This is a genomic window from uncultured Marinobacter sp., assembly GCF_947259545.1.
Lineage (GTDB): Bacteria > Pseudomonadota > Gammaproteobacteria > Pseudomonadales > Oleiphilaceae > Marinobacter.
The window spans coordinates 538,559-563,900 of the sequence record NZ_CAMYMK010000002.1; the positions used below are offsets into that span (position 1 = coordinate 538,559).

28 protein-coding genes are annotated in these 25,342 nt (G+C 57.0%); 15 read left to right on the forward strand and 13 right to left on the reverse strand.

The genetic code is table 11. The features are described from left to right. Nucleotide 1: 1 nt before the first annotated feature. Nucleotides 2–2,713: an HAD-IC family P-type ATPase gene (locus tag Q0Y21_RS02595; protein ID WP_297791247.1), complete on the reverse strand. Its 2,712-nt coding sequence runs from the start codon at nt 2,711–2,713 to the stop codon at nt 2–4. A gap of 217 nt (nt 2,714–2,930) precedes the next feature. Between Q0Y21_RS02595 and Q0Y21_RS02600 the strand changes: the two genes are divergently transcribed. Next, nucleotides 2,931–3,278: a c-type cytochrome gene (locus Q0Y21_RS02600; RefSeq protein ID WP_297791249.1), complete on the forward strand. Its 348-nt coding sequence runs from the start codon at nt 2,931–2,933 to the stop codon at nt 3,276–3,278. 106 nt (nt 3,279–3,384) lie between these two features. On the opposite strand, the gene Q0Y21_RS02605 is transcribed toward Q0Y21_RS02600, so the two are convergent. Next, complete coding sequence (locus tag Q0Y21_RS02605) at nt 3,385–3,675, reverse strand: DUF3175 domain-containing protein (protein ID WP_297791251.1); 291 nt, start codon at nt 3,673–3,675, stop codon at nt 3,385–3,387. Nucleotides 3,676–3,791: 116 nt separating this feature from the next. Here Q0Y21_RS02605 and Q0Y21_RS02610 point away from each other — a divergent pair, with 116 nt between their 5' ends. From Q0Y21_RS02610 to Q0Y21_RS02625, 4 genes are all read left to right on the forward strand, one after another. Next, nucleotides 3,792–4,550, forward strand: a complete 759-nt coding sequence (locus Q0Y21_RS02610) for a TIGR01458 family HAD-type hydrolase (RefSeq protein WP_297791253.1) — start codon at nt 3,792–3,794, stop codon at nt 4,548–4,550. A gap of 53 nt (nt 4,551–4,603) precedes the next feature. Further along, a complete protein-coding gene (locus Q0Y21_RS02615) occupies nt 4,604–5,059 on the forward strand; it encodes a CopD family protein (protein ID WP_297791255.1) in 456 nt (151 codons plus the stop codon). 49 nt (nt 5,060–5,108) lie between these two features. Then, nucleotides 5,109–5,966 (forward strand): ion transporter, encoded by an 858-nt coding sequence (locus tag Q0Y21_RS02620; RefSeq protein ID WP_297791257.1) that lies wholly within the window; start codon nt 5,109–5,111, stop codon nt 5,964–5,966. Between the two features lie 114 nt (nt 5,967–6,080). Then, entirely contained in the window at nt 6,081–6,242 is a 162-nt protein-coding gene (locus Q0Y21_RS02625) for a hypothetical protein (protein ID WP_297791259.1), read from the forward strand. Nucleotides 6,243–6,304: 62 nt separating this feature from the next. On the opposite strand, the gene Q0Y21_RS02630 is transcribed toward Q0Y21_RS02625, so the two are convergent. Continuing rightward, complete coding sequence (locus tag Q0Y21_RS02630; protein WP_297791260.1) at nt 6,305–7,267, reverse strand: DUF6635 family protein; 963 nt, start codon at nt 7,265–7,267, stop codon at nt 6,305–6,307. Further along, nucleotides 7,264–7,755: an MOSC domain-containing protein gene (locus Q0Y21_RS02635; protein WP_297791262.1), complete on the reverse strand. Its 492-nt coding sequence runs from the start codon at nt 7,753–7,755 to the stop codon at nt 7,264–7,266. Before Q0Y21_RS02635 ends, Q0Y21_RS02630 begins: the two co-directional genes overlap by 4 nt. Before the next feature lie 344 nt (nt 7,756–8,099). On the opposite strand from Q0Y21_RS02635, the gene Q0Y21_RS02640 reads away from it, so the two are divergent. The 4 genes from Q0Y21_RS02640 to Q0Y21_RS02655 are packed head-to-tail and all read left to right on the forward strand — an operon-like array spanning nt 8,100 to nt 10,390. After that, nucleotides 8,100–9,065: a CsgG/HfaB family protein gene (locus Q0Y21_RS02640; protein ID WP_297791264.1), complete on the forward strand. Its 966-nt coding sequence runs from the start codon at nt 8,100–8,102 to the stop codon at nt 9,063–9,065. Then, nucleotides 9,065–9,385 (forward strand): hypothetical protein, encoded by a 321-nt coding sequence (locus Q0Y21_RS02645; RefSeq protein WP_297791265.1) that lies wholly within the window; start codon nt 9,065–9,067, stop codon nt 9,383–9,385. The genes Q0Y21_RS02640 and Q0Y21_RS02645 overlap by 1 nt, the downstream gene beginning before the upstream one ends. After that, entirely contained in the window at nt 9,378–9,725 is a 348-nt protein-coding gene (locus Q0Y21_RS02650) for a DUF4810 domain-containing protein (RefSeq protein ID WP_297791266.1), read from the forward strand. The genes Q0Y21_RS02645 and Q0Y21_RS02650 overlap by 8 nt, the downstream gene beginning before the upstream one ends. Further along, nucleotides 9,722–10,390, forward strand: coding sequence for a GNA1162 family protein (locus tag Q0Y21_RS02655; RefSeq protein ID WP_297791267.1), 669 nt, complete (start codon nt 9,722–9,724; stop codon nt 10,388–10,390). The genes Q0Y21_RS02650 and Q0Y21_RS02655 overlap by 4 nt, the downstream gene beginning before the upstream one ends. Nucleotides 10,391–10,485: 95 nt before the next feature. Here the strand turns inward: Q0Y21_RS02655 and tenA are convergent, their stop codons facing one another. Continuing rightward, a complete protein-coding gene (tenA, locus tag Q0Y21_RS02660; protein ID WP_297791268.1) occupies nt 10,486–11,154 on the reverse strand; it encodes a thiaminase II in 669 nt (222 codons plus the stop codon). A gap of 169 nt (nt 11,155–11,323) precedes the next feature. Between tenA and Q0Y21_RS02665 the strand changes: the two genes are divergently transcribed. After that, complete coding sequence (locus tag Q0Y21_RS02665; protein WP_297791269.1) at nt 11,324–12,058, forward strand: divalent cation transporter; 735 nt, start codon at nt 11,324–11,326, stop codon at nt 12,056–12,058. 90 nt (nt 12,059–12,148) lie between these two features. Beyond that, complete coding sequence (locus tag Q0Y21_RS02670) at nt 12,149–13,252, forward strand: enolase C-terminal domain-like protein (RefSeq protein WP_297791271.1); 1,104 nt, start codon at nt 12,149–12,151, stop codon at nt 13,250–13,252. Between the two features lie 25 nt (nt 13,253–13,277). On the opposite strand, the gene Q0Y21_RS02675 is transcribed toward Q0Y21_RS02670, so the two are convergent. Further along, a complete protein-coding gene (locus Q0Y21_RS02675; RefSeq protein ID WP_297791272.1) occupies nt 13,278–13,856 on the reverse strand; it encodes a CoA pyrophosphatase in 579 nt (192 codons plus the stop codon). Between the two features lie 35 nt (nt 13,857–13,891). Continuing rightward, the gene (locus tag Q0Y21_RS02680) at nt 13,892–14,560 is read right to left on the reverse strand and encodes a glutathione S-transferase (RefSeq protein WP_297791274.1); all 669 of its coding nucleotides are present in this window, start codon (nt 14,558–14,560) and stop codon (nt 13,892–13,894) included. 186 nt (nt 14,561–14,746) lie between these two features. On the opposite strand from Q0Y21_RS02680, the gene Q0Y21_RS02685 reads away from it, so the two are divergent. Further along, a complete protein-coding gene (locus Q0Y21_RS02685) occupies nt 14,747–15,202 on the forward strand; it encodes a GatB/YqeY domain-containing protein (protein ID WP_297791276.1) in 456 nt (151 codons plus the stop codon). 93 nt (nt 15,203–15,295) lie between these two features. Then, nucleotides 15,296–15,934 (forward strand): SDR family oxidoreductase, encoded by a 639-nt coding sequence (locus Q0Y21_RS02690; protein WP_297791278.1) that lies wholly within the window; start codon nt 15,296–15,298, stop codon nt 15,932–15,934. 3 nt (nt 15,935–15,937) lie between these two features. Here the strand turns inward: Q0Y21_RS02690 and Q0Y21_RS02695 are convergent, their stop codons facing one another. Next, entirely contained in the window at nt 15,938–16,762 is an 825-nt protein-coding gene (locus Q0Y21_RS02695; protein WP_297791280.1) for a hypothetical protein, read from the reverse strand. 139 nt (nt 16,763–16,901) lie between these two features. Here Q0Y21_RS02695 and Q0Y21_RS02700 point away from each other — a divergent pair, with 139 nt between their 5' ends. Next, nucleotides 16,902–17,597 (forward strand): VWA domain-containing protein, encoded by a 696-nt coding sequence (locus tag Q0Y21_RS02700; protein ID WP_297791282.1) that lies wholly within the window; start codon nt 16,902–16,904, stop codon nt 17,595–17,597. 57 nt (nt 17,598–17,654) lie between these two features. Beyond that, nucleotides 17,655–18,377: a DnaJ domain-containing protein gene (locus tag Q0Y21_RS02705; RefSeq protein ID WP_297791284.1), complete on the forward strand. Its 723-nt coding sequence runs from the start codon at nt 17,655–17,657 to the stop codon at nt 18,375–18,377. A 21-nt stretch (nt 18,378–18,398) separates the two neighbouring features. Here the strand turns inward: Q0Y21_RS02705 and Q0Y21_RS02710 are convergent, their stop codons facing one another. From Q0Y21_RS02710 to Q0Y21_RS02730, 5 genes are all read right to left on the reverse strand, one after another. Then, nucleotides 18,399–18,776, reverse strand: a complete 378-nt coding sequence (locus Q0Y21_RS02710) for a hypothetical protein (RefSeq protein ID WP_297791286.1) — start codon at nt 18,774–18,776, stop codon at nt 18,399–18,401. Between the two features lie 169 nt (nt 18,777–18,945). Next, nucleotides 18,946–20,088 (reverse strand): hypothetical protein, encoded by a 1,143-nt coding sequence (locus tag Q0Y21_RS02715; RefSeq protein ID WP_297791288.1) that lies wholly within the window; start codon nt 20,086–20,088, stop codon nt 18,946–18,948. A 157-nt stretch (nt 20,089–20,245) separates the two neighbouring features. Then, complete coding sequence (locus tag Q0Y21_RS02720; RefSeq protein WP_297791289.1) at nt 20,246–22,840, reverse strand: EAL domain-containing protein; 2,595 nt, start codon at nt 22,838–22,840, stop codon at nt 20,246–20,248. 11 nt (nt 22,841–22,851) lie between these two features. Continuing rightward, nucleotides 22,852–24,180 carry a PilZ domain-containing protein gene (locus tag Q0Y21_RS02725; RefSeq protein WP_297791292.1) on the reverse strand — a complete coding sequence of 443 codons (1,329 nt, stop codon included), beginning with the start codon at nt 24,178–24,180 and terminating at the stop codon, nt 22,852–22,854. A gap of 99 nt (nt 24,181–24,279) precedes the next feature. Further along, nucleotides 24,280–25,263: a ribonuclease Z gene (locus Q0Y21_RS02730; RefSeq protein WP_297791294.1), complete on the reverse strand. Its 984-nt coding sequence runs from the start codon at nt 25,261–25,263 to the stop codon at nt 24,280–24,282. Nucleotides 25,264–25,342 lie beyond the last annotated feature (79 nt).

Consider the following 25,342-nt stretch of genomic DNA (forward strand, 5'->3'; position numbering starts at 1 on the left):
TCTATAGCGGTCTGGGAGGTGAGGCGGGGTACGCGTACCCCGCCGAGCTGGCACGGGCTCGCCGCCTCCTGATGACGATCTTATGCAGCTCCTCCACGACGAGAAGGCTCATGGCGAATGCGAGCAACTGCAACCATTCCTGCATTGAAATCGGCTGAATCTGCAGGACATCGGAGAGTCCCGGGGCATACATGGCACCAATATGGGCCAGTTGCGCGAGGGGAACCGCCAGCATCAGGAAAGGGTTGCCAAGCAGGGGAATGCTGAAAAGGGAGCGGAACTCCGAGCGGCTGTTCAGCGCGTGGATGTTGCCGAAGAGTACCATCAGCATCAGCGTCAGGTTACGGGCTTGCTCAATGCTTTGGCCCTGTTCAAGCGTCCACTGGAAATTGAGGAACGCGACGAGCCCCATCCATGATCCCACCACCAGGACATGCTCAATGATCGGTTTATCGAACACGGGCTCGTGAGGCGAGCGCGGTTTAACTGACAATTCGCCGCCTTCCTTCGGTTCGAATGCCAGGGCCACGTCCTGGAAGCCGTTGGCAACCAGGTTAAGCCAGAGTAGTTGTACCGCGATCATGGGCATTGGCAGACCGGCCAGTACACAAAAGAAGAAAAGCAGGATCGCCGAGAAACCGGTGGCGACCAGCAGTCCGATCACCTTGCGGATATTGTTGTAAACCACCCGCCCCTGCTCGATGCCGGCGACAATGGAGGAAAAATTGTCATCGGTAACGATCAGGTCCGCCGTTTCCTTGGCCACATCCGTGCCGCGCTTGCCCATGGCGATGCCCGCATGGGCCTGCCGCATGGCCGGTGCATCATTGACGCCATCCCCGGTGACCGCGACAAAATGACCGTCCCGCATGAAGCTGTCCACAATCTGGGCTTTCCTGGCGGGTTCTATGCGGGCGAAAACCCGGGCCTGACGGATGAGCTGGTCGACGGCCAATTGGCCCTCGGCACTGGCTTCATCAAGCATGGGACCCGTGACAACCGTTGCGTCTCCGTCACACAGGCCCAGTTCCAGGGCAATCGATTTCGCGGTAGCGGGATGGTCGCCCGTGACCATGGCCACCTCAATACCGCCGGTGCGGCACTTTTCGATGGCGTCAAAGGCTTCATGGCGAAGCGGGTCGATCATGGCGACCATGCCGAGAAAGATCATATCGACCATCTCATGGTCGCCGGATGAAGAGGTTTTCTTCGCCAGAGCTATAATCCGATAGCCCCGGGAAGCGAGCTCGGTGAACTGGCTTTCGAGAGCTGGTTTGTCGATTACCTTAGAGCCGTCAGTGGTTGCCATCTCGTTGCACATGGCCAGCATCTTTTCAGGGCTGCCTTTGGCGTATATGACGGTTTGATCGCCAATCCGGTTGACCACCCCGCTGTAGGCCTTTTCCGACTCATAGGGGATCAGGGCCACCTGTTCCTGCCGGGTTCGCAGGTCAGTGATGGACATACCCAGCTTCTTGGCCATGACGAGGAACGCGATGTCCACGATATCACCCTGGGAAACCCACTCACCGCCGCTATAGTCCAGGTAGCTTTCATTGGCGAGGACACCTGCGACACAGAGCTCTCTGAGGGTATCCTGGCCTGCCGCATCCACCTCGGCCCCGGCATAGCCTGTGATCTCCCCGCCCGGGGCTACGCCCTCGCCAGTGACATCGAACTGGCGTCCATCAGGCAGCATCACCTTGCGAATAGTGAGTTCGTTGACGGTCAGGGTGCCGGTCTTGTCGGAGCAGATAAGGGTGCAGGATCCCAGGGCCTCCACAGCCACCAGCTTGCGGATGATCACATTGCGCTTTGCCATCCGGCTCATGCCGATAGCGAGAGCAACGGTCAGTGCGGCAGGCAGACCTTCGGGAATCACCGAAACCGCCAGGCCGATGGTCATCAGAACCATTTCTTCGATGGAATAACCGCCATCCAGGATCATCAGGCCTGCCAGGGCGGCAATGGCCACCAGAATGCCGAAGGCCATCTGGTAGGTGAACTTGCGGATGCGAATCATCAGAGGCGGTTCGGCAGACGTCTTGCCGGTGACTCCCTGGGCAATCTTGCCAAGCTGGGTACTCGAAGCAGTGGCGATCACCCGGCCGCGTCCGCGCCCATGGGTGATGATGCTGCCCGCAAAGCACTGGTCAACGCGCTCTGTGAGCGGCGTGCTGTCGTCGCTTGTCCCATCGGCATTCTTGGCAACCGCCAGGGATTCTCCCGTCAGCATGGACTCGTCCACCGCCAGGCTGCTGGCGCTGAGCAACTGAATATCGGCCGGCACCTTGTCGCCTGAGGAAAGCAAAACGACATCGCCTGGAACGATCTCTTCCACTTCAACGGTTAGAATCTGGCCATCCCGCAGTACATGGGCTGTGCCTTTCATCATTTGCTTAAGCGCGGCTGCCGCCTTCTGGGCCGAAAATTCCTGGACCGTGCCGATAACCGCATTGATCAGCAGGACAATCAGGATGAACACCCCGCTGGGGGTCTGACCGAGTGCAAATGACACCGCGGAAGCGATCAGGAGGATGTAGATGAAAGGGCTGAGGAATTGCCGGGCAAACAGCTCAACCACGCCTGGCATCGGAGGGGCGGGCAGTTGGTTGTAACCATATTTCTCCAGGCGTGCACTGGCTTCCAGGCCGGAAAGTCCGTTGTCAGCGGGATCCGGTGTGATAGGAGACTCTGGGGATGCGCTGTTCATGTTTTTTGTCGGGCCATGGAGGATAGTGAATGCCGTGTCTAGGAAGCGTAAACCCCGTTCTTACCCCGGTCCAAAAAAACGCGACAGATTTATTTTTCCGAGCACTTTGTGTGGCTTTCTGTCCTGGTCTAAGTTTTCTATTGAGGTGTCGGAATTTGCCAAAACCGGTTGCAGTCATCTCGCCTGAATCAATCAAGGTGATCAGAGAGGGATTGCTATGAAATCTAAAATTGTATCCGCCATGCTGGCAAGTGTCCTCTGCCTGGGAACTGGATCAGCATTAGCCGACTCCCATGGCATGACCATTATGCAGCTGGCTGAGGAAAAGAAGTGCACGGCTTGCCACGCTATAAACGAAAGCGAAGCCGAATCGATAGTGCCATCTTTCCTAAGTATCGCGCAGAGATACTCAATGGATGAATCTGATCGGCTGGTTCAGGTTGTCTTGACTGGCGGAGAGGATCACTGGGGAAACGCAGAAATGCCGGACATGGGGGTTCGCACTGACGTCAGCCGAGGAGAGGCTGAGAAGCTCGTGAAGTGGATTTTAGAGATGGAAGAGTAAAAGACTGGACTGAAACCCGGAATTCCGACTCACTCAAGCCCTGTCTCTCGAGCGCCAGCCGCAGAGCGTTGTGTCAGGGGGCAATGGATGAGTCCTTCGTTTAAAGTTACTGATTGCTACGAGGCTTGCCGAAAAGGACTCGCAATTCATCCTTTGCAGCCTCAAGACGGTCTCTTTGCTCCGGGGGAAGTTGTTTGCCCGCCCGGTTGATGTAGAAGGTTAGCATCGACATGGCAGACCGGTAAGGATCCGATTTGCGACGCTTGCTCTCTTCGGCGGACTTCTTCAGAGAGCGGGCGATTTCCTTGGGATCTTCAAGGGCAAACACGCCGCGCTCGAGGTCCAGGGCATTGCTGGAATCGGTCACCTTCTGCGACCAGCGTTCAGAGTTATCCAAAATTACCCCCAGTCGTGTTTCGGGTCGTCCCAACAGGTTGCATCTCACGGGTGATTGGTCAGTGCTAGACTGACAGAAAGTACAAATCTCAGCCAACCGGAGGAGGTCAGAGCACCATGCCACAGCCTCAGGGACTCTGTATCGATATTTCCGGTGTGCTCCATGAAGAGGGTGAAATAGTCGCTGGCTCGCGGGATGCCATTGCCCGACTCCGCAGGGCCGGCGTGCCCTTGCGCTTTCTCACCAACACGTCCCGCAAGCCCTCCCGCGCTGTGCTGGACCAGCTCCGGGATCTGGGGGTCGGGGCCACTGAGGAGGAGGTGCTCACGGCACCGGCCGCTGTTGCACGCTTCCTGGAAGCCCGGAATCTGAAACCCTGGCTGCTGGTGCACCCTGACATCGAGGAGGAGTTCGAACCGGCGCCGTACTCGGATGCCGATGCGGTGGTGGTCTGTGACGCCGGTGATCGTTTCGATTATCGCCGGCTGGATCAGGCCTTCCGTCTGCTGATGGCGGGCACCCCTCTGCTGGCGGTGGGCATGAACCGTTACTTCAAGCAATCCGACGGCCTGCATCTGGATGCCGGCCCCTTTATTCGCGCCCTGGAGTATGCGGCCGGGGTAGAGGCCACCATCATTGGCAAGCCTGGCGAGGCCATGTTCCATGAGGCCTGTGACAGTATGGGGTTGGCGCCGGGTGATTGTCTGATGATCGGCGACGATGTAGAAGCGGATATTGGCGGCGCCCGGAGGGCCGGGCTTGAGGCCGCGCTGGTGACAACCGGCAAGTATCGGGAATCCGACCATGACCGGGCCACGGAGCTCGGTGCCGGCGTTTTCGACGATATCGCCGCTGTGGTGTCACACTGGTTCTAAGGCGGGATGAGGCTTATGCTCGTCACAGACATTTTTCATCCGGGAATCGATTTATGAGTCTGGCTATAGCACTGCATGTTCTCTCTGCCGTGATCTGGGTTGGCGGTATGTTTTTCGCCTATATGGCGATGCGACCGGCGGTGGTCGAGGTGATTGATGCGTCCCAGCGGGGCGTGCTCTGGTGTCACACCCTGTCCCGGTTTTTCCGGTGGGTATGGGCGGCGGTGATCCTGTTGCTGGTGACCGGTTACTGGATGATCTTCAGCGTGTTCGGTGGCATGGCGGGTGCCGGCTGGCATATCCACGTCATGCAGGGACTGGGGATTGTGATGATGCTGATCTATTTTCATGTCTATTTTGTCCCCTTCCGGCGGCTGCAGCTGGCGGTCGCCAACCAGGACCCCCAGGAAGGCGGGCGCCAGGTGGGGCAGATCCGCAAGCTGGTGGGCATCAATCTGATTTTTGGGTTGATCGTGGTGGTGGTTGGTGCCGGCGGCCGGTATCTGTAAGCCCAGCGGAATCCCTGCGTGTTCAATGACAGGTAAAGAGGCAGCTTAGATGGCGACAGAAAAACCGGGCGGCCTGGGGCTCAAGATGCGTCTGTTTCAAATCATTTTTGAATCAGACACCCGTTTGGCCAAAGGCTTCGATGTGTTTTTGGCTTTGCTGATATTTCTCAGCGTCGGGATTATTCTTCTGGACAGTGTTCCGGAATATCATGCCCGCTTCGGTGAGCTGTTTTATGTGCTGGAATGGAGTGTAACGCTGCTGTTCACGCTTGAACTCGGCCTGCGTATTTATTGCCTGGAGAAGCCGCAGCTCTATCTGAAAAGCTTTTACGGGGTTATTGACGTCCTGGCTGTCCTGCCGACCTGGCTGGCACTTTTGCTCCCGGGCGCGCAGACCCTTGTCGTATTGCGCTTGCTGCGTACCTTGCGTCTGTTCCGGGTACTGGAAATGATGACGGTAGTGGGTGAGGGCCGCCTGCTGATGGGCGCGCTGCTTCGCAGCCGGCATCAGATCCTGCTTTTTCTGTTCACAGTAATGATACTCGTGACCATCTTCTCTTCTTTGCTCTATCTTATTGAGCCAGCCGAAGCGGGCTTTAGCAGCATTCCCACAGCTATTTACTGGGGCATCGTGACACTGACGACGGTGGGGTATGGGGACATAACGCCGGTTACACCCTGGGGGCAGTTCATTTCCATGATGATCATGTTGACGGGCTACTCGATTATTGCGCTACCCGTTGGTGTTTTTTCCGCGGAAGTTATTCGCGCCCTGCGTGCGGAACGTTACTCAGATGAAGCCTGCCCGGGATGCGGTAAACATCGACATGAAATCGATGCCAACTACTGTAAATACTGCGGTACCTGGCTTGATGAAGAGAAGCCTGAGCCTGGCGGCTCCGAGTGAAGCATACGCTCATCCCTCAACGCGCGCCTTTTGCTTCAAACAATTATTTTCTGTTTCGGATATGATGGAGGTTTGCAGTTGGTGAATAAACCAACCGTTAACCTGGAGATTATAATGAGCAAGAAACCCGTAAAAGCTACGCTAACGACCGCCATGATTGAGGAGCAGACGGCTGCTTTTTTAAAAGCCGGCGGAACCGTCGAGTATGTGGGCAAGGGAAAAAGTGGGCAATTCGCCTCTTCGGGTTCCAAGCAGGTTAACGTGAAAGCTGGCTGAAAAGATTAGCTATACAGCTTCGCGGCGCAACTGCCGGCGGCCGTTATCTGTACGCCTGTAAACTACATTAAACCCGTTCTGATCATGTCGAACGTGTCCAGAATCCGTGCCACAAACTGGTCTTTCGGGCGAAAGCTGCTTTTGGTGCTGAGTGATACGTCCCTCTGCAGGTGGTCCAGTAGTTTGAGCAGGCGCCGGCGGTGCAAACCGACCGCCGCCTGAACGGGATCGAAGATAACACCGGACAAGGCCGCAAACGCCGCCAATGCGGCCATGACAGCGACCATAACGCTGGCTGTCGTCGCCAGCGAAGGTTCTGGTGGAAATACGCTGTAGTACCACCCGCCGATGGTTTCTCCCAGGATAAAGTCCCTCGCGGCCAGGGTCTTCGCGAGCATGGACGCGAGCACCACCCCGAGCCCGATACCACCCGGGGTAAACTTCTGGAAGGCAAACGCGCCCAACACCGTGCATGAAATGCTGTTGGTGATATCTGCGGACGCGGTCCGGGTCACCCGGTACTGACTGAGAGCGTCCGCGACCAGTGGCTCAATCAGCCTGCTAAACCGCTGGTGATCGACCGCCGCACAGGTATGGCGCTCATAAACCGCCTCCAGCGCTTCAATCAGATAGCTCTCCAGCAGTGGGCCGTCCTGACGGTTGTTCAGCAGGTCCACCAGGATCAGGTGTGAGATGTGTTGTTGTACCCGGGTGGTGAAACCGGCGGGTACACGGTTGGCTAATCCGTGCAGCCACATCAGGCCTGTTCGCTTGGGGACCAGAATTTTTAGCAGGCAGGCCAGGGCATATACCGGCGCCCAGAGTAGATTGAGAGGGGCCCGCAACATGTCCCATCCCAGCGCCATCCGGTTGGTCGCGACGGCACCGGGGTAATGGAAATGACGGTCAATAAACGCCGGTACCCGCGCCCGGCAGTCGTCAAAGTAGCGTTCTATGCCTGAGCGGATTGCCTGGTCTATTTCAGCTTCGGAGACGTGTTGCTCGGGCGACTCAAACCGACTCACGTGCATACCTGAACGTTGTCGCCGATTGCCACTTCGCCCCCTTCCACTACTCGCGTAGTGATCCCGCCATGCCCGCGCATGGCGTTGTAACCGCCCGGCCCAAGCATGGCCTCCATCTTACTACAGGGGTGGCACAGGCCTGTGTACTCCAGCACCACACCACCGATCCGGAAGGTTTTGCCTTTCAGGGCCAGCAGGTTCAGGCCGGAAACCACAATGTTGCGTCGGAACACTTCGGGACCAATGGCCTCCCGCCCCAGGCAGGAGGCGATGGCATGCAGGTGTTCTTTCTGGATCAGGGTCACCTGACGTTTGCTGGTCTCGCGGCCCTTGAAGCGATCGCCTTCCAGGCCTTTGCCCGGGGTGACCGTCACGCTTTCGAGCGTTTGCATTGGCTCACCGCGGCTGGGGCGGATACCGATCCATTCCACTTGGCCGCATTGGGGGAGGGTGTCGAGCAGGGTTTGCAGTGGTGTTGGTTCAGGCATAGGCGATCGTTTGAGTAGGGATGGTCGGTAGAATGTCACCTGCCAGAGCGGGACGCAATGTCCACTACCTGGCAGGATATAATGCTACGCCCGAAAGTGTGGAGTGGACTCAGCAGGCGGCCAGAATCAAAAATATTGTAAAGATATATAGCTTTTTGATATTGAGGTATTTATTCGATTCATCCATGCTGTAAAGTATCTGCCCATGACAACATGTAAGGGACGACATCAGGTTCAGAGATGAACCATCCCCGCGTCTTGGTGCGGAATCCCTTCCGGCTGTCCCGTCACTGTTATTACTTGTCCGTTAAATTATTGTTCCTGGCAGGTTAAGGAGCCAATTGATGAAAAAGATCCTTCCCTGGCTGGTGTTGGGAATTCTTTCAGGCTGTGCGACACAAGCGCCTCAAATGAAGGAAGTCGAACCGGCCATCTCTGCTGAACAGCAAAGAGCTGCTCAGCAATCCGCATTAGAAGAAAGCAAGTCCAAGCGATTAACTCTAAAGAGAAAAATTGCGGTTGGTCGAATTTCCAATGAAACGAATTATGGTCGCAGCCTGCTTCGGTCCAATGCTGAAGATCAGTTGGGGTCAAAGGTAACGGACATGTTCTTGCAGGCTTTGGCCAACAGCCAAAGTTATCTGGTTTTTGAGCGACCGGATATTGAGCTGTTGAGCAAGGAAGCGGAACTGTCGGGCCAGGAAATTTCTATCACCGGTGTCGACACCCTTGTCATTGGTTCGCTGACCCAATTTGGTCGCGCCACGACAGGCGAACGCGGCTTTTTGTCCTCTTCCAAGAAACAGGAAGCCACGGCGACCGTGGATCTTCGGTTGGTGGACGTGACGACCGGCCGGGTATTCGCCTCAGTTACAGGGTCCGGTTCTTCATCGACTGAACAGGCCCGCACCATGGGGTTTGGCTCTGCGGCAGGATACGACGGTAGTCTGAATGATCAGGCGATTGCCGCGGCTGTTACAGCGGCCGTGGACAAGATGACAGGGCTGTTCCTTGAAAAACCATGGACGGCCGATGTTCTTGCCCAGGAAGACGGCCTCGTTTATATCAGCGGAGGTAAAAGCCAGGGGGTCCGCGAAGGGATGGTTTTTGCCGTCGAGACACGAGGCAAGAAAGTGAAATCTCAAACGACGGGTACGGTGATCTCCCTGCCAGGTAAGGAAGTTGCCGAGCTGACAGTCGTCGGACTGTTTGGCGACGATCCTCTGGATCAGGGGGCAATTGGTGAAATCTCTGAAGGTTCGTTGAAAGGCCATGATCTGAGTGAACTGCGCGTCAAGGAGAAGAAGTAATGAAGATTCTGCTCGCGTTACTCATCTGTTTCACCCTGACGGCTTGTGTCCAGACGCCCACCCGAAATACCGAGGTTGTTGATGATCGCCCGGGTATTGCCTTCGAGTTGCCATCAGTGGCTTCGGAATACTACAAGCTCCGGATCGATGGAGTGTCCTATGGTTATGTCGGTCAATACCAGGCCGGTGAGAATCTGCTGAAAATCATTGATGGCACCCATCAGGTTGAACTTCTGTCCGACGGTGAGGTGGTTTATCACGAGGAGATTTATCTCGGTGCCGGGGTTAACAGGATTCTTAAGGTAGGGCCGCATGAATAAACGTTTTCTTCTCACATTGTCGATGTTTGTTTTGTTGGCCGGATGTGCCAGTAATCAGGGGTTGTACGAGTGGGGGCAGTACCAGGAAACGCTGTTTGTCGTTTATCAGGAGCCAGAGTTGAAAGAGGAAGCTCTGAAAAATTACATGGAGTTTGTCGAAACCGGGGGTACGCCTGAACACCCCATTGCACCGGGCCTTTTTGCAGAGGCGGGCACTTTCATGCTGGAGCAGGGTGACGTGGATTCCGCAATCAAATTCTACAAGCTGGAATACGATGCGTGGCCTGAAAGCCGGCCGATGCTCAGCATGCTCATCAAAAACCTGGAGGCCCGGCAATGAAAACGTTGAAGCTGTGCCTCGTGTTGTTCATGGTCGCGTTAGTCACTGGCTGCGCCACGACAGCTAATACAAACCGTCTCGATGCATTCCACAATGCGGCGCCCAAGTCGATTCTGGTGGTGCCTCCCGTCAATATGTCGACCGATGTGCAGGGCACAACCTCGCTATTGGCAACGTTACCTTACTATCTTGCGGAGAAGGGCTATTATGTTTTCCCCGTAAACACAGTAAAAACTTTGCTGGAATACGAGGGGTATTACGAGCCTGCCGAAACCCATGCTGCCCCGCCTGAACAGCTGGCAAATCTGTTCAAAGCAGATTCGATACTGTATGTGACTATTCACGAGTGGACGTCCAAATACATGGTGTTGGCGACCACAACAGAAGTGGATTTCGAGTATCGGATTGTCAATGCAGACGGAGCTGAGCTCTGGTCCGCCCGTCAACGAATGACTTACACCCCTGACAACAACAGCACGGGTAACCCGCTGGTCGATCTTATCTCGATGGCTTTAACAGCGGCGGCTGAGAGGGCGGCACCGAATTATCTCCCACTAACGCGGCAGGCCAATGCGGCTGCATTTTACGGCGTGAATGGGCTGCCACCGGGGCCTTATAGTCCGACCCACGACCAATATTATCAGGGGTTAAACGCCGCACAGTAGTGACACGCTCGGCCACGATGGTCTGGTGTTCCCCGGCCGGGAAGAACACTTAGGGGCCGGCGAGTTAGACTCGTTTGGGCTGTGTCACAGGCTGCTCAGTCGCTCAGGTTCAAGCCCATGTCCCAGAAGTCGATCTCCAGCCGGGTGGCGTCCCTGAATATTCGGGTCAGTTGCTCGAAGCGGGCAGGGGACACGTCGGCCAGTCGTTCATCCAGCCAGCAAATCTCCGCCTGCATGGCGTCCTGGAATTCGTCGCTTTCATACATGGCGATCCAGGCATCGTAGGGATTGGCGTCGCCCCGGACGGTGTCCGCGCGGCGGTTCAGCCAGTTGGCAATCTCGCCATAGCCCACCATGCAGGGGGACAAGGCCACATGCAGGTCCAGCAGATCGCCGCGGTTGCCGGTGTCGAGCACATAGCGGGTGTAGGCGAGGGTGGCGCGGGCTTCCGGCAGGTTGGTCAGTTCGTCCTCTGAAATCCCCCACTCGTTGCAGTATTGGATGTGCAGGTCCAGCTCGGTGTCCAGAATGGCCTGCAGCCCGTCTTTGGCTTGCCGCAGGTCCGACAGGGTCGGGCTTTTGTAGGCAGCCAGGGCAAAGGCGCGGGCAAACTGGATCAGGAACAGGTAGTCCTGTTTGAGGTAATGCTGGAATGCCTCCGCAGCCAGTGAGGCATCTCCCAATTGCCGAACAAAGCTGTGTTCAATGTAGTCACGCCATTCGGTCGCGCAGGTCTTTTTGAGGTCTTCAAACTGATAGGGCATGGAGTTGCTCTTGTGAAGGATTTAGCCGCATTGTTGCAGAAATCAGGGGCTTTGTTCGAGCCACACTCGGTCTGTTGCTGGTGTTGCCAGAGGCTGAGTTTGCCGGCGGGGCTTGAGTATGGAATCGTTGTTTAATATACGGCGATAAAGCTTAAGGCAGGTAGTGTGCATGGTTCCAATGCTGGAAACGAACGGTCTGCTACAGATTCTTCTGCTGACACTCATGGCGGGGCTGGCAATGCCCCTGGGAGCGGTCATTGCCTCGGTTGAGCGGATCCACCCGCGTTGGCTGGAAACCGAAGTTCGTCACAGTGTGATCGCCTTCGGCGGAGGCGCGTTGCTGGCAGCCGTGGCGTTGGTTCTGGTGCCTGAGGGCACCCGTAATCTGCCGTTGCCGGCGATTGTTGCGTGCTTTTCCGCTGGCGGAATCGCGTTCATGGGGATGGATATGTGGTTATCGGCCAACGATACCCCGGCAAGCCAACTGGTGGCGATGCTCTCCGATTTTGTGCCCGAGGCCCTGGCGTTGGGTGCAACGTTCTCGGTCTCCAGTGAGGGCGGCGTTTTGCTGGCAGGCATCATTGCCCTTCAGAACGTTCCGGAGGGGTTCAATTCCTATCGCGAGCTGAAGAGAGTGACCCATTACCGCAACCGGCAAATCGTTGGGGGGGTTGCCCTTATGGCGCTGTTAGGGCCGGCAGCGGGTGCTGGCGGGTACTTTCTGCTGTCGGATGCCCCACAGGTTGTGTCCGGTATTATGCTGTTTGCAGCGGGGGGAATCCTGTATCTCATCTTTCAGGATATTGCGCCACAGGCAAAGCTCAAGAAGCATTGGGCGCCAGCATTGGGAGCGCTGGCGGGGTTTCTGCTTGGCGTTGTGGGCAAAGTTGCGGTGTCCGGATAAAGGTGGTCAATGGCGAATACGCCGCGCCCGGGAGCCAGGTGCCGACTATGATGATAAGAGGCCCAATCTGCCTGGATCGGGAGGCTTATCATGCGTATCACGAGTGTGGAAGTGTATACCGCAGACCTGGAATACGCCGGCAAGGCGTATGCTTTTGCGGGTGGGCGATCACATAAAAGGTTTACCAGTACCGTGGTCGTGTTGACCACGGATATGGGCGTTACTGGTTATGGCGAGGTTTGTCCCTGCGGCCCCAATTACATGGCCGCTTTTGCCGAGGGGCTCCCTTCGTGCCTGTCTTTGCTGGCACCCGTTGTCATCGGAGAAGATCCACGCCAGACCTCTTTCATCTATGAGCGCATGGATCAGGCGCTGACCGGGCACGCTGTTGCCAAGGCTGCCATTGATATCGCCTGCTGGGACATACTGGGCAAAGCGGCCGGACTGCCTGTCTACACGTTACTGGGGGGACTCCAGGTGCCCTCCATGCCCTTGCACAGGATTGTTCCCCTGGATGAGCCGGACGAGATGGAAGCGTCTTTGCAACGCTATCGTTCTGAAGGATTCCGGCACATTCAGATCAAACTGGGGCATCGGGTTGAGGAGGACATCGACCTGATCCGGGCTCTGAGCAAGTTCAAACACCCGGATGAACTCTGGGTTGGAGATATCAATGCAGCCTGGCGGCGGGATCAGGCTGTGCGCTTTGCGCAGGCGATCGGCGGGGTGGACCTTTATCTGGAGCAGCCCTGCCGAGGCTATGAGGAATGCCTGTCGGTCCGACGGCGGATCGGGCATCCCGTCAAGCTGGATGAGAGCCTCAACTCCCTGGCCGATGTACAAAGGGCCCTCTGCGACGATGCCATGGATGCGATGGCCCTGAAGGTCAGCAAGTTCGGTGGCCTGACCCCCTCCAGAATCATACGGGATGTGTGCGTGGATGCCGGAATACCCATGACAATCGAAGATGCGTGGGGCAGCGGCATAGCCACGGCAGCCTATGCCCATCTGGCAGCGAGTACACCGGCCAGGGCTTTGCTGAACACAACGGATCTTCACAATTACAACACGACTCAGCTTGCCACCGGTGCCCCCGAAGTGTCCGGTGGCCGAATGACGCTGAGTGATCGCCCTGGGCTGGGCGTGGTTCCGGATTTCAGTATGCTGACACTGCGCGACGTCTACGAGGCATAAACAAAACCAGGAGCGGGCATCCTGGTTATTGGCCGATCATGTCCAGCGCCAGCAGCTCTTGCAACATGCTATAACTCAGCCCCCAGATGCAGTAATCCTGATATCGGCAACAGGGGAATTTCAAGGTGCCGATGGGCGTGCGCCAGGGCAGTCTGCTCTGGTTTTCCCTGGCTGCGAGGTAGTCGAGGGGAACCCACACCACTCGCTCGACTTCATGGTTCAGCGTGACAGGCTGTGTTCCCTGCCATTCGTATACGTAGGGCGTGACGACCATCGGTCGCCAGCGGCTGTGATGGCGGGTAATCAGGTCAGAGAGCCGGGCCTGGAAGCGGCCATGGCGTATCAGATCGACACCGGTTTCCTCGAGGGTTTCCCGTTCGGCGGCCGCTCGGGGAGTGGCATCCTCCGGTTGCATGCGGCCGCCGGGAAAGGCCATGTCCCCGGACCAGGGATCGCCTTCCCGACGGGCCCGCTGGATGAACAGCAACTCCACGCCACCCTCTTTTGTCCGCCGGTAGATTAAAGCGACGGAGGCCCGGGTCAGGCGACGCCGGAAAGGCAGCTTCTGGGGGCGCAACGATGGCGCCCAGCGGTTTGGTGTCACAGAGTTCTGTCCTTTGTTATCCGCTGACCGTCTACTCAGGCAAAGTCATATTCTCCGCCCTTTTCGAGCGCCCTCTGGTAGGCCGGTCGTGCGTGTACCCGTTCCACCCAGGCGGTGATATGAGGGCGGTTTTTACCAACGATACCCCTTGCGACTGAGGCTTCCAACGGAAAGCTCATCTGGATATCCGCCGCGCTGAGCTCATCCCCCAGAAACCAGGTGTTTTTCGCCAGGTGGGATTCGACAAAATCCAGATGCGTTTTGATCATCGGACCGATGAATGTTTCAGTGGTTTTGTCGGCAATGCCTTTGGCCACCGGTTTGATAAAAAACGGCATCGGGCTGGTTTTAACCTTTTGAAATACCAGGCGCATCACCAGCGGCGGCATCAACGAGCCTTCGGCGTAATGCAGCCAGTACGTGTAATCAAGCCACGCCTGGCCGCCAGTCTCCGGCAGCAGGGTGTCTTTACCGTAGGTGTGGGCAAGGTATTCGATAATGGCGCCGGATTCGGCCACCACCAGATCGCCGTCGGTGATCACCGGTGATTTACCCAATGGGTGTATTTTTTTGAGGCTTGCGGGCGCCAGCATGGTTTGGGGATCACGCTCGTAACGCTGAATCTCGTAGGGCACGCCCAGCTCTTCCAGCATCCAGAGAACGCGTTGTGAGCGGGAATTATTGAGGTGGTGAACTGTAATCATGCAGAAACTCCGTTCGCATCAAAAGAATGGACAGATTAGCAGACTACTCTGTTAATGGCTTTTTGGTTCACCGCCCGTGTGCTTTGTGTCGCTTTCCGGGAAAGTTTAGTCACTCTGCCCCCCTTTGTATTTTGCGGCGGCCGTCCCCATAAACCATACAGTAACCCATAGAACAGGAGGTCGGTAATGGCGGAAACATCCCTCAAGGAACAGCTGAACAGCGCGGTGAAAAACGCGATGCGGGAGAAGGACAAGACGCGGCTTGTCACCCTGCGAATGGCCCAGGCCGCGGTCAAACAGATCGAGATTGATGAACGCCGCGACCTGTCTGACGAGGATGTTCTGAAGGTGCTGGACAAGATGCTCAAGCAACGCCGCGATGCCGCCAGTCAATACGATGAGGCCGGTCGCGAGGAGCTGGGCGACAAGGAACGGGCGGAAATGGTGATTATCGAGGAATTCATGCCCGCCGCGCTGACCGAGGATGATCTGGACGGCCTGATTCGCATGTCCATCAGCTCAACCGACGCCCAGGGAATGCAGGATATGGGGCGCGTTATGAACCACCTGCGGCCCCAGGTACTTGGTAGGGTCGATATGGGCCATCTGAGCAAGAAAGTGCGGGCAGCGTTGGCGGGCTGACGGCCGCCTCGGCTTTCGCTGCCTGTTAACGTCAGTGCAGTACACTCAGCGATAAAAGATACCAATACCAATCGGCTAACCAGGAGATCCCCCATGCATGTGTTTATAGCGGGCGCCAACGGGCAAATCGGGCAATACCTGTTGCAGGAAATGGCCAACAGTGATCATGAGGCACGGGCCCTGATACGGCACCCGGAGCAGGGCCCGGAGTTGCAAAAGCTGGGCGCCACGGAAACGGTGCTGGGCGATCTGGAGCAGGACTGCAGCGAGGCCATGAGAGGCTGCGATGTGGTCATATTTACCGCAGGCTCAGGGCCTCACACCGGGCCGGATAAAACCATTGATGTGGATCAGGAGGGTGCTATCCGGCTGGTGGATACAGCCAGGGCCATGGGCATAGAGCGTTTTATCATGGTCAGCAGTATGCGGGCCGAGGAGCCGGAAAAGGGGCCGGAGAAACTCCGTCATTACCTTCGGGCCAAACGTAACGCCGATGAGCATCTGAAAAGCAGTGGTCTGAATTACACCATTGTTCGGCCAGGCCGGCTGACCAATGATGATGGTTCGGGCAAGGTTGCGTTGAGCTCGAAGCTGGAGGCGTTCGGCGAGATCCCACGCCAGGATGTTGCCCGCGTGCTGCTGGCGGTGCTCGATTCGGACAACACTGATAATCGTGTCTTCGATGTGGTTTCCGGTGACACGCCGGTGGTTGAGGCACTGGCGAAGCTGTAACAGCTACCAGACGAGCCTTATCGTCCCAAAAAGGGCATCGCCCAGACGTAGATCCAGGGTTCCCGCGTCCAGATCCCGATACCGGACGCGGGTATCCACGCTCGCACCAATTCCCAGAACCACCGACGGCCACCATTGTCGACCTGAGCCGATCCGATACGTCAGCTCCGTTCGCCACTCGCGCAGATAAAGCGCACTTTCGACCTCCCGGGCTTTATCAAGCGTGGCCCAACGATCCCCCTTACGTTCCAGACGTAGCTCCCAGCGTTCGCCGGGGCTTTGCCATCGCAGCATGACAGGCAGATCGATCAGCCATTGGCCGTTCTCACTTGCGTGCTGCCAACGTACCCTGGGAAGCCAGCGGAAGGAGCCGAAGCGATGATCGCCGCCGACGCCCAGACTCAGGGGCGAGTCTTCACTCACGGCCCGGAACATGGCCACACGGCCATTCACCACGTCACTATGAAATTCCTGATGTTTGAACATGTTGGATGTACCGGCAAGGCCTGCCCGTGCTTCCACGCGGTAAAGCCGGAGCTGCCATTGGCCACCGAAGGTCAACCGGTGCAGATGGCCGTTGTGTGCGGGGGCGCCGCTGCGTATGCGCAGAGGCTGATAGTCGTAATCAACGCCGAACTTGATTGCATTGCCCTGGTGACGCCAGCCCAGTCCGCGTTGAGAGCGGCTCACTTCGGTCGCCGACGGCACGTCTTCCGGCCAGTCGTAAGGTTGCCAGTGGCGGTACTGCAGATAGAAGTTGTCTGAGGCCTGAGCAGAGTGTGGCAGAGCAAGGGCGGCTACCAGAAGAACCGCCAGAGGGAAAATCAACGATGGCGCACGAGCTATAGTTTGAAAGCAACGCCTATTGAACACGATGCTGCCCCCACTTTTGGGCCTGTGAATTGCGATGTCTTTGCCCTACGATTGTAGTGTTAGTTTGGCCAGCCCAGGTGGTTTTTAGAAGCTTATGTCCGACAAAGAGCTACGCACCAAATCCGATAAACAGTCTATCGACCAGTTTATCCACCAGGTCCGCACGTTGCCCAAGCAGGGTGGAGGGCTGGGCCGGCTGATTTTCGCCCTGGACGCGACCGCGAGCCGGGAGGCGACCTGGGATCAGGCCTGCCACTTGCAGAGTGAGCTGTTCCTGGAGACCCGAGATCTGGGTGGTCTGGCCATTCAGCTTTGTTACTACCGTGGCTTTGGCGAGTTTAAGGCCACGAAGTTTGTCACCGAGACCAGTCAGTTACTGAATCTGATGAACGGCGTTTCCTGCCTGGGTGGCCGTACCCAGATCAGCCGGGTGTTGGCCCACGCTGTGAAAGAAACCCGCGCAGAGCCCGTCAAGGCCGTGGTGTTTATCGGGGACTGTTGCGAGGAGTCGGTGGACGAGCTGTGCCATACCGCCGGCGAATTGGGTATGCTGCGAACGCCGGTGTTCATGTTTCATGAGGGGGACGATGCCCATGCCAGGGCGGTGTTCCAGCAGGTGAGCAAGTTGTCCGGAGGCGCCTACGCCCCCTTTGATCGCAACAGCCCGCAGGTTCTCAAGGATCTTATGGCTGCTGTTGCGGTCTATGCTTCCGGGGGCACCCGGGCCCTGCAGGACTTTTCCAGCCGCAGCTCCCCGGAGGTCAGGCGCCTGACCCGGCAGATCAGATAGCGCTTTTTCCAATTCGTCTTCAATCCATCGATGGGCCGGTGAGCCTGGGGTATCCGAGTGCCATTAGTAACATTGCTGGTTATCTTATTGTCGGTTGTCGCGTGGGTCTGGTTGCGTAACCAGCCGCCCAGCCAACGCAAACCGGCCATTATCAAGCTGGCGTTGATTGCCGGAATCGGGATGGTGGTTCTGCTGGCCGTTACCGGCCGATTGCACTTTGTGTTTGCGTTGTTGGCGTTTCTTTACCCGCTGCTGCGCCGGGTGCTGCCATCCTTATTGACGGGAGGCATGGCTGGGGGAGCAAAGGCCAAACCGGGCAATCAATCCCATGTGTCCAGCGACATTCTCGAAATGAGTCTGGACCATGACTCCGGAACCATGAGCGGCAAGATCCTGAAGGGCCCCATGGCCGGGCGGGAACTGGCGGATCTGGGCGAGAGCGAATTTATCGAGCTGTTACGATATTGTCGGGAACATGACGAGGACTCTGCCCGGCTGCTGGAAACCTACCTCGACCGCCGGTTCGGCGACTCATGGCGAGCTGACGACCCGACTGGCGCTGACGATGGGGAATCCGGCGATCGTGGCAGGGCCGGCAACGCCAGCGGTCCTCTGACCGAAAGCGAGGCCCTGGACATCCTCGGGCTGGAGCCCGGGGCCAGTCGGGAAGAGATCATTCAGGCTCACCGCCGGATGATGCAGAAGGTTCACCCGGACCATGGAGGAAGTAACTATCTGGCAGCCCGTATTAATGAGGCCAAAGAGTATCTTCTGAGCTGATGTCCTGGGATTGGGTGCGCTCTACTCGTTTCCTTCCCATGAAATGGTGACGGTGCGTTTACCCCATTCCCTGGCCGCTTTCACATCCACTCCCATGTAAATATCGATCTTGTCTTTCCATCGCTTGTTCATTTTGTCCCGAACGATGTAGGTGCCTGGCAGACCGTCGATAGTGACTTCCGTGCCGTGCGTCAGGCCGTCTTCAATCAGGTCTCGTGATACCGCAATGGCTTTCATTCCGGGCTTCAGCGTGTCGCCCCAGGCGGTCAGGGTTGGGTCCCCGGCTTTGGTTTGGCTGTTGACAGAGTTGTAGGCGGTTGCGGTGACTTCTTTGGTGTTGCCGCCGGTGCAGGCGGTGAGAGTGGTGGCTGCTACAAGAGCAATCAACAGCGTGCGCATAACTGATTCATCCGTTTCGAGTTTATAACTGTACTCTCAGGTTACGTAAAAAAACCGGTATGGATTAGTTTGTTGAAAAATATGGCCATTTCTTGTGGCCTTAGCGCACTTTCGGAGGGCGGTGGGGAGGGGGCGAAACCGCGGGAATGCCCCGCGGTTTCCAGGGGGGTCAGTGGTTTTTTATTTCGAACTGATCGTCTTCCGGATCAGCGGTGTAACGACCTTCCACCTGATCCCAATAGTTCGTGTCGCTCATCATTTCAAGCACACGGCTGTCCTCGGTACTGGCGCTCGCCGCGTCCTTACCGGTTGGTTCGCGCTGGCCCCACCAGTTGATGGTTACTTCTTCCGGGGGCGCAGAGGCTATTGAGCGGAAGTAGTTCGGCACAACGTGATTGTGCTTGTTTACTTCATCCGACAGGTACCAGTAACGGTGCCACATCTCAGTCACCATTTCGCGTAACGGCTGGTTCTTGTCACCGATCCACAGGTCGTTGATGTTGGATGAGATGTACGCGCTCACGGGTAGGTTGTGACGATCCATCAGCTTCTGGACAGTCCAGCGAGTGCGTTCGCCATTCCAATCCAGGTTGCCATCACCATTGGCATCGCCCAGGTACTCCTTGCCATCCTTCGACCAGAACGGTTCCAGCAGCTCCAGACGATCAACGATGACGTTCGCGCCAGCGTCACCGGCATAGACCGCATCGCTGATTTTGCCTGCGACGATGGTTGCCAATTGGTTGCCCAGTGAGTGTCCGGACAAGCGCACGTAATAGGAGGTGTTGCCGGCCAGGGCCGCCGTCACCTGCTCAAAGGCGATCTGGCCCACGGATTTGGTGGGTGAGTGCAGGGTGCTGTAGGAGCCGTCACTCAGCCGATACCGCATGCCGCGAGGACCGTTGGCGGTCCACATCTTGGCTTCGGCATCTTTTACTTCACTTTCGTCAGCAAACTGGTCCCAGTAGAAGTAGGCAATGTTCCAGCCCTTGTTTTTCCAGGAGGTCGACGTGATGACGTCTTCATTACCCCAGACGAAGCGGAAGTCTTCCCGATCGTAGCCGTCACCGCGGGTGGCCGATCCTGGCTGCCAGCCGTGAAAGTGAATGATTGTCGGTTTTGACGGATCGTAGAATTTGCGTGGTACGTTGTTGACAGTACCGTCAGCTTCAACGGCTTTGACAGAATTGTTGTTGCCGTCAAACCAGTACAGACCGTAGTCGAGTGTGTCTTCTACCGCGTGGGCGGACAGAGGCAGAAACAGAATGGATGCCAATAGCATCAGGAAGGTGCATTGGAGTGTTCTGAACATAGTTGATTAAACCTTGTTTTGTTTTTGTATTTGATCGGGTTGCTAACCCGAATTGAAACGTAGCAGACACTCAGTGAAATGGAAATGAACGAGGCGTCACTTTCGTGATCGGTGTTTCATTTTCGCAGCATATTAGTAGTAAATCGGAACAGTTGTTTCAGGAGGGGCGGCGATTTCTCGTCCTGATGGCCTCTCGGTTTAATGTTCGAGCCTTTGCCCATTCGCAGAATTTCTCCAGCGGCATTGGCCTGGCGAACAGGTAGCCCTGCTGCCGGTGGCAGCCCAGCTGGGTGAGAAGCTCCCGGGTTTGATTGTCCTCCACGCCTTCAGCAACGGCTTCCAGGTTGAGGGTATGCGCCAGTTTCAGGGTGCTCTGGACGATTCCCAGGTCATTCTGGCTGGAGCACATCTGGCTTATGAAGCAACGATCGATCTTCAGCTCGTGGATGGGCAGGCGGCTCAGGTAGGCCAGGGAGGAGTAGCCCGTACCGAAATCATCCAGGGCTACCTTGCAGCCGCTATTGGCAATCTGAAGCAGTGACCCGATGACGGCGTCCATGCTGTGCATCATCGAGGTCTCCGTCACTTCGAAGATCACGCGATTCATTGGAATGCCGTGTTCCCTGATGCCCGCCAGTGCAAAGGATACAAAGTGGCTGTTAGTGAGATTCTGAACCGAAAGGTTGATGCTGCAGGTAATGTCCAGCTCTCGTTCCTGCAGCGTCTGCATGGTCCTCCAGGCCAGGGTGACGATGTGGCGTGAGAGCAGATCCATCAAGCCGGCATTTTCGGCGATCTCGATCACTTCCCCGGTGGGCACTGCCCCGAACCGCGGGCTGTGCCACCGCATCAGTATCTCCGCGCCCACCAGCTCCTCGCCAGTGCGGTCCATTTGCGGTTGCAGGTAAAGTTCTAGCTCGCCGGCCTCGATCGCCGGCGGCAAGGCCGTCACCAGGTCCAGGCGGCGCCGCGCGAAATCGGAGATCTCGTCATTGTAGACCTGCACGGGAACCTTGCTTGATTCGCTGCGATCCCGTGCCGCCGAAGCGTGTTGATACAGGATTTCCGCGCTGTCGCCATGCTCCGGGGAAACCGCCACACCACAGTAAAGGTTCATGAATACTGGCACCCTGACGGCATGGATGGAGATGTCATGATTACCCACCATCTGATTGATGAAGGGCTCCAGCGGGCCCTCCATCTGCTTGAGATCAACCAAGAACGCTGCTGAACCGAATTCGGGAATCGCAATATAGGCGGGCTGCCGGCTTTCCAGGCAGACCACACCGTCCAGCCCGGCCAGCGTATTGTTGAGCTTCTTGATCAACTGGCAAAACATTTCCTCAGCCAGCCTGTGACCCATGCTGGATGCAATGTCCTTGATCTGCGGGTAGTGGACCAGCGTGAGTGCGACCCGCTTGTTCTGGCTCATCATTATTTGTAACTGCTGATTGAGCAGTGAGGCATTGGGCATCCTGGTGGTGGAATCGTGCATGGCCTGTTCAAGGGATTGCATCTCCAGATCCCGGACCTGTCGCTCAGCCGTTTGCTGTCTTTTCAGTGCAGCCAACTTGCGTGCCCGTTCGTCCTTGATGCGATGTGCGAGGGCAAAGGAAAGCAGCAGGACCTCGGCGGCGGAGCCAAATTGCATGGCATGGTTGGTGACGAAGTTCACCGGGATAAAGTTGAAGACGTTCAGTAAATACAGGCCGGCGCCCAGGGCAAAGGTAGTCCAGGCCAACACAAAATAACGGGCAATGGCGACCCCAGCCTTCAAACCGGCCACCCCCACGGAGATCAGCAGCACAATCACCAGGGCGCCCAGCAGTCCGGCGAACAGCGCTCCGTTTATGGGAGAGACCCAGGTGTAGATGATCAGTACCCCGGCCAGTCCGGCCGCGATCTTCATGGCGCGATCCCAGCGGGAAGAAATGTCCTGCCATTTCATAAAGCTGCGCGCGAACGTGAGCGCGAAAAAAGACACAAGTGCGGTGCTGATGGGCAAGGCATAACGAGTTAGCAATGGTTGGCCACCCCAGATCCAGGCACTGCCGACCCCCGAGATGCAGAGCATCAGCAGGCTGATCGAGCCGATGTACAGCACGTAATAGCCGTAGGCCAGATCCCTGAGGGAGAGAAACAGGAACAGGTTGTAGATCACCAGAGCACACAATATGCCGAAGTAGGCGCCCCAATAGAGGCTTTCCAGTGAAAATTGGTTGAGCAGGTGGTCCTCGCGCCAAAGCTCGAGCGGCACTTGCAGTGATGATGCCGACTTCGCCCGCAGAAACATTTCCACCTCGCCGTTCAGGTCGCGGGGCAACGGCAGGGCCACCTGGTAGCTGTGGACCTGTTCCCGCTGGTTTTCGGTCTCCTGTCGACTGGTGTGGTAAAGCGCTGGCCGCTGTTTGTCACGCAATATATAGAGATCCACTTCCTCCAGGAGGGGGTATGGAATCACCAGGTACCACTGGCGGGTCAAAGGTTCCGGGATGGTCAGGGAGGTCCTGAGCCAGACTGATTGGCCGGTGAAACCCAGGTTCAGTACGCCGTCGTTAGGTTTTTTTTGCCACTGTTCCCGCTGCAGAACCTGATCAAGGGTTGAGGCATCGTCCAGAAAGTACTCGATGTGGTGGTTCAAGCTGTAATGGATCGCCTCGTCCTGGATCGTCAGTTCCCTGGCACTGGCGGTGAGGGCAAATAAAAGGGATATCGCCACGAATCCCGCTGCCCACTGGTTGCGTTGATGCATTCCTGTTCATCCTATTCATTCCGAGGACTGACAAGGCGGCCGGCAAAGCCGAGAAACTCGGCTTCCTGGCAAAACGCGGCAAAATCGCTTTTCCCGATGCCCGGCTGGCGAAGCAGGACCAGGGCTTCGACTAAACATCCTGGAATATCCCGGTTGTTCCAGGCCGGCATGCGTGGCCACATCAGGAATTCCTCGTGTGAAAGGACCACCTTTTCCACTGCGATTTGCTTTTCCTGCAGGCGTTCCCGGGCCGTCAGACTGATACAGGGGTGGGTATCATCCGCGATCAACGCACCTGGCGTGATATGTTGCTGAAGCTCCAGTACGGCATCGCCATGGTGGGTCAGGCTAATGTAAAGCTTTTCGTCCTGTAGATGGGGTGGTGAGGAGGTCTGTAATACCGTGCCCTGGTCAGTGGCGATTTCCCTGTCTTCCTCATAGCGGGGATCAAACCCAATCACCTTGTCATACAAGCCGGTGAGATCCTGACACACGGCATTGCCGATGCGCCCGGCGCCTCCCAGCACGACAATGCTGGTTTGCTGGCTGTATTGGGGGCGCTCACGCATTTGCCGCGCCACGTCCCAGATCATGTATCGCGTTCCCAGGCTCCCTTCCACCAGCGGTTCGGTGATCTCCATGCCTGCTTTCATAACGAAGTTAGGGAGCCGTCCGACCAGGGCGATTCGTTGAACGTTGGGGTAGTCCCGCTGTAATCGGTCCAGGTAAAGTCGGACTTTTTCGGGATCCTCCTGTAACTCATGTTCCAGGAATTGCGACGCCACCATCAGCCCACGCATGTCCGCATTGCGAATGAAGCCAAGCACCACATTGGACGGCATACGCTTCGCCATACCCGGCGTAAAATAGGATCCGACCTGCTGCTTGTTACCGTACACCGCAAACAGAAATTGCGGCCTGGCCAGGGCATGAACGAGAGACCGAAGGTAGGTGTTGGCCAGGAAAACCGCAAACCGGCGGCTGCTCTTCCAGAGTGCGCGCTTGCTTCTGGCTGTCAGTCGTTGCCAGGTGGGAGCAGCGCCATAGAGCTCGTTTAGTTCGTACTCGGAAAAGCGTCTGCGATAGAACTGCAGACCAATGTGGGACTTGCCGGTATACGCCACCGTTGCCGCTACCTTCATATCGGCATTGTCGGGAAAATTGACGTCAATGACCTCGCCGGGGCGGATATACACCCGCTCCGGCCTTTTCAGGCGTAACCCGCCGGCCGATATATCCAGTGAAATGGTTTTAATGATGTGATTGGCGTACTTCAGAACGACCGGAACTCTGATCCCGGATCGCAAATGCCGGCGGTACTCTCCATGCATCCTTATCATGACTGGCCCTTGACACCCTGTCGGAGCTTAACTTCGTATTTAACCCTAGTCTGGACCAAACGACTGAAAGCTGCCATTTTCCTGCGATTTTATGACCTTTTATGAGGTCGTTGAGTTGGTGGTCAGGCAATTCAGTGACAGGTCTTTCTCCAACCGGTAGGTATCGAAATCCCGGGCCAGAAACAGCTGGCCCTGGTAGTGCTGCATGGCTTCAGCCGCCAGTTGGCTGATATGGGGCGCGCCGCCGGGTCCGGCCTGGTAGCGGGAGCTGAAGTGCGTCAGCACCAGGTTGGGTAGCTGGACCTGCTGGGCAAACCGGGCCACCTGTTCGGCGGAGCTGTGTTGGGGCCAGGGACCGACCCGGTCGGCCACATCCTGGGTATAGGTGGCCTCATGAATGAGCACATGGCTGCCGTTGCAGGCATCGCTCAGCAGCTCCGGGCTATCGTTGTCGCCGGCAACGATCAGGCGGCGAGCCGTGCGGGGAACGTGTGTGTATTCTTCACTCCTGAGCAGGCGGCCATCCTCCAGCAGTACGTCCTGTCCTTTCTGCAATTCCCCCCAGCCGGGCCCGGGTTCCACGCCATCCGCCCGGAGCTTGTCCTGCAGCAACTGTCGCTCCAGGTTACGCTCAGTGAACACATAGGCGCGGCAGGGTATGCGATGGGACAGCGCCACGTTGGTAACCTCGAAGTGTTCATCCTGCCAGTGGAAGCCCGCGGCTTCGGAATCGATGAAGTTCAGCGGATAGCTGAGGCTGGAGTCGCTGTTTTCGATCACCGCATTGATGAAACGTTGCCCCTGGACCGGTGCAATGACATCCAGCGGTTCCGTGCGGCCAAGCATGGAGGCACTGGTGAGTAGGCCCGGCAGGCCAAAGGTGTGGTCGCCGTGGATATGCGTAATGAATATGGCCCGTAACTGCATGACGGAGTAGCGGGTACGCAGCAGCTGGTGCTGGGTGCCTTCACCGCAGTCCACCAGGTACCAGGGTTTGGGGCCGGAGTGGCACAGGGCCAGGCCGGTCACGTTGCGTGATCGTGTCGGTGTTCCGGCGGATGTGCCGAGAAAGGTGAATTCCATTGTGCCTCAATTTCGTATCAGGAGTGTCATTGGCCCTGCAACCCATGGCGGGCACCATCCCCATGTGGACAATAGCGCC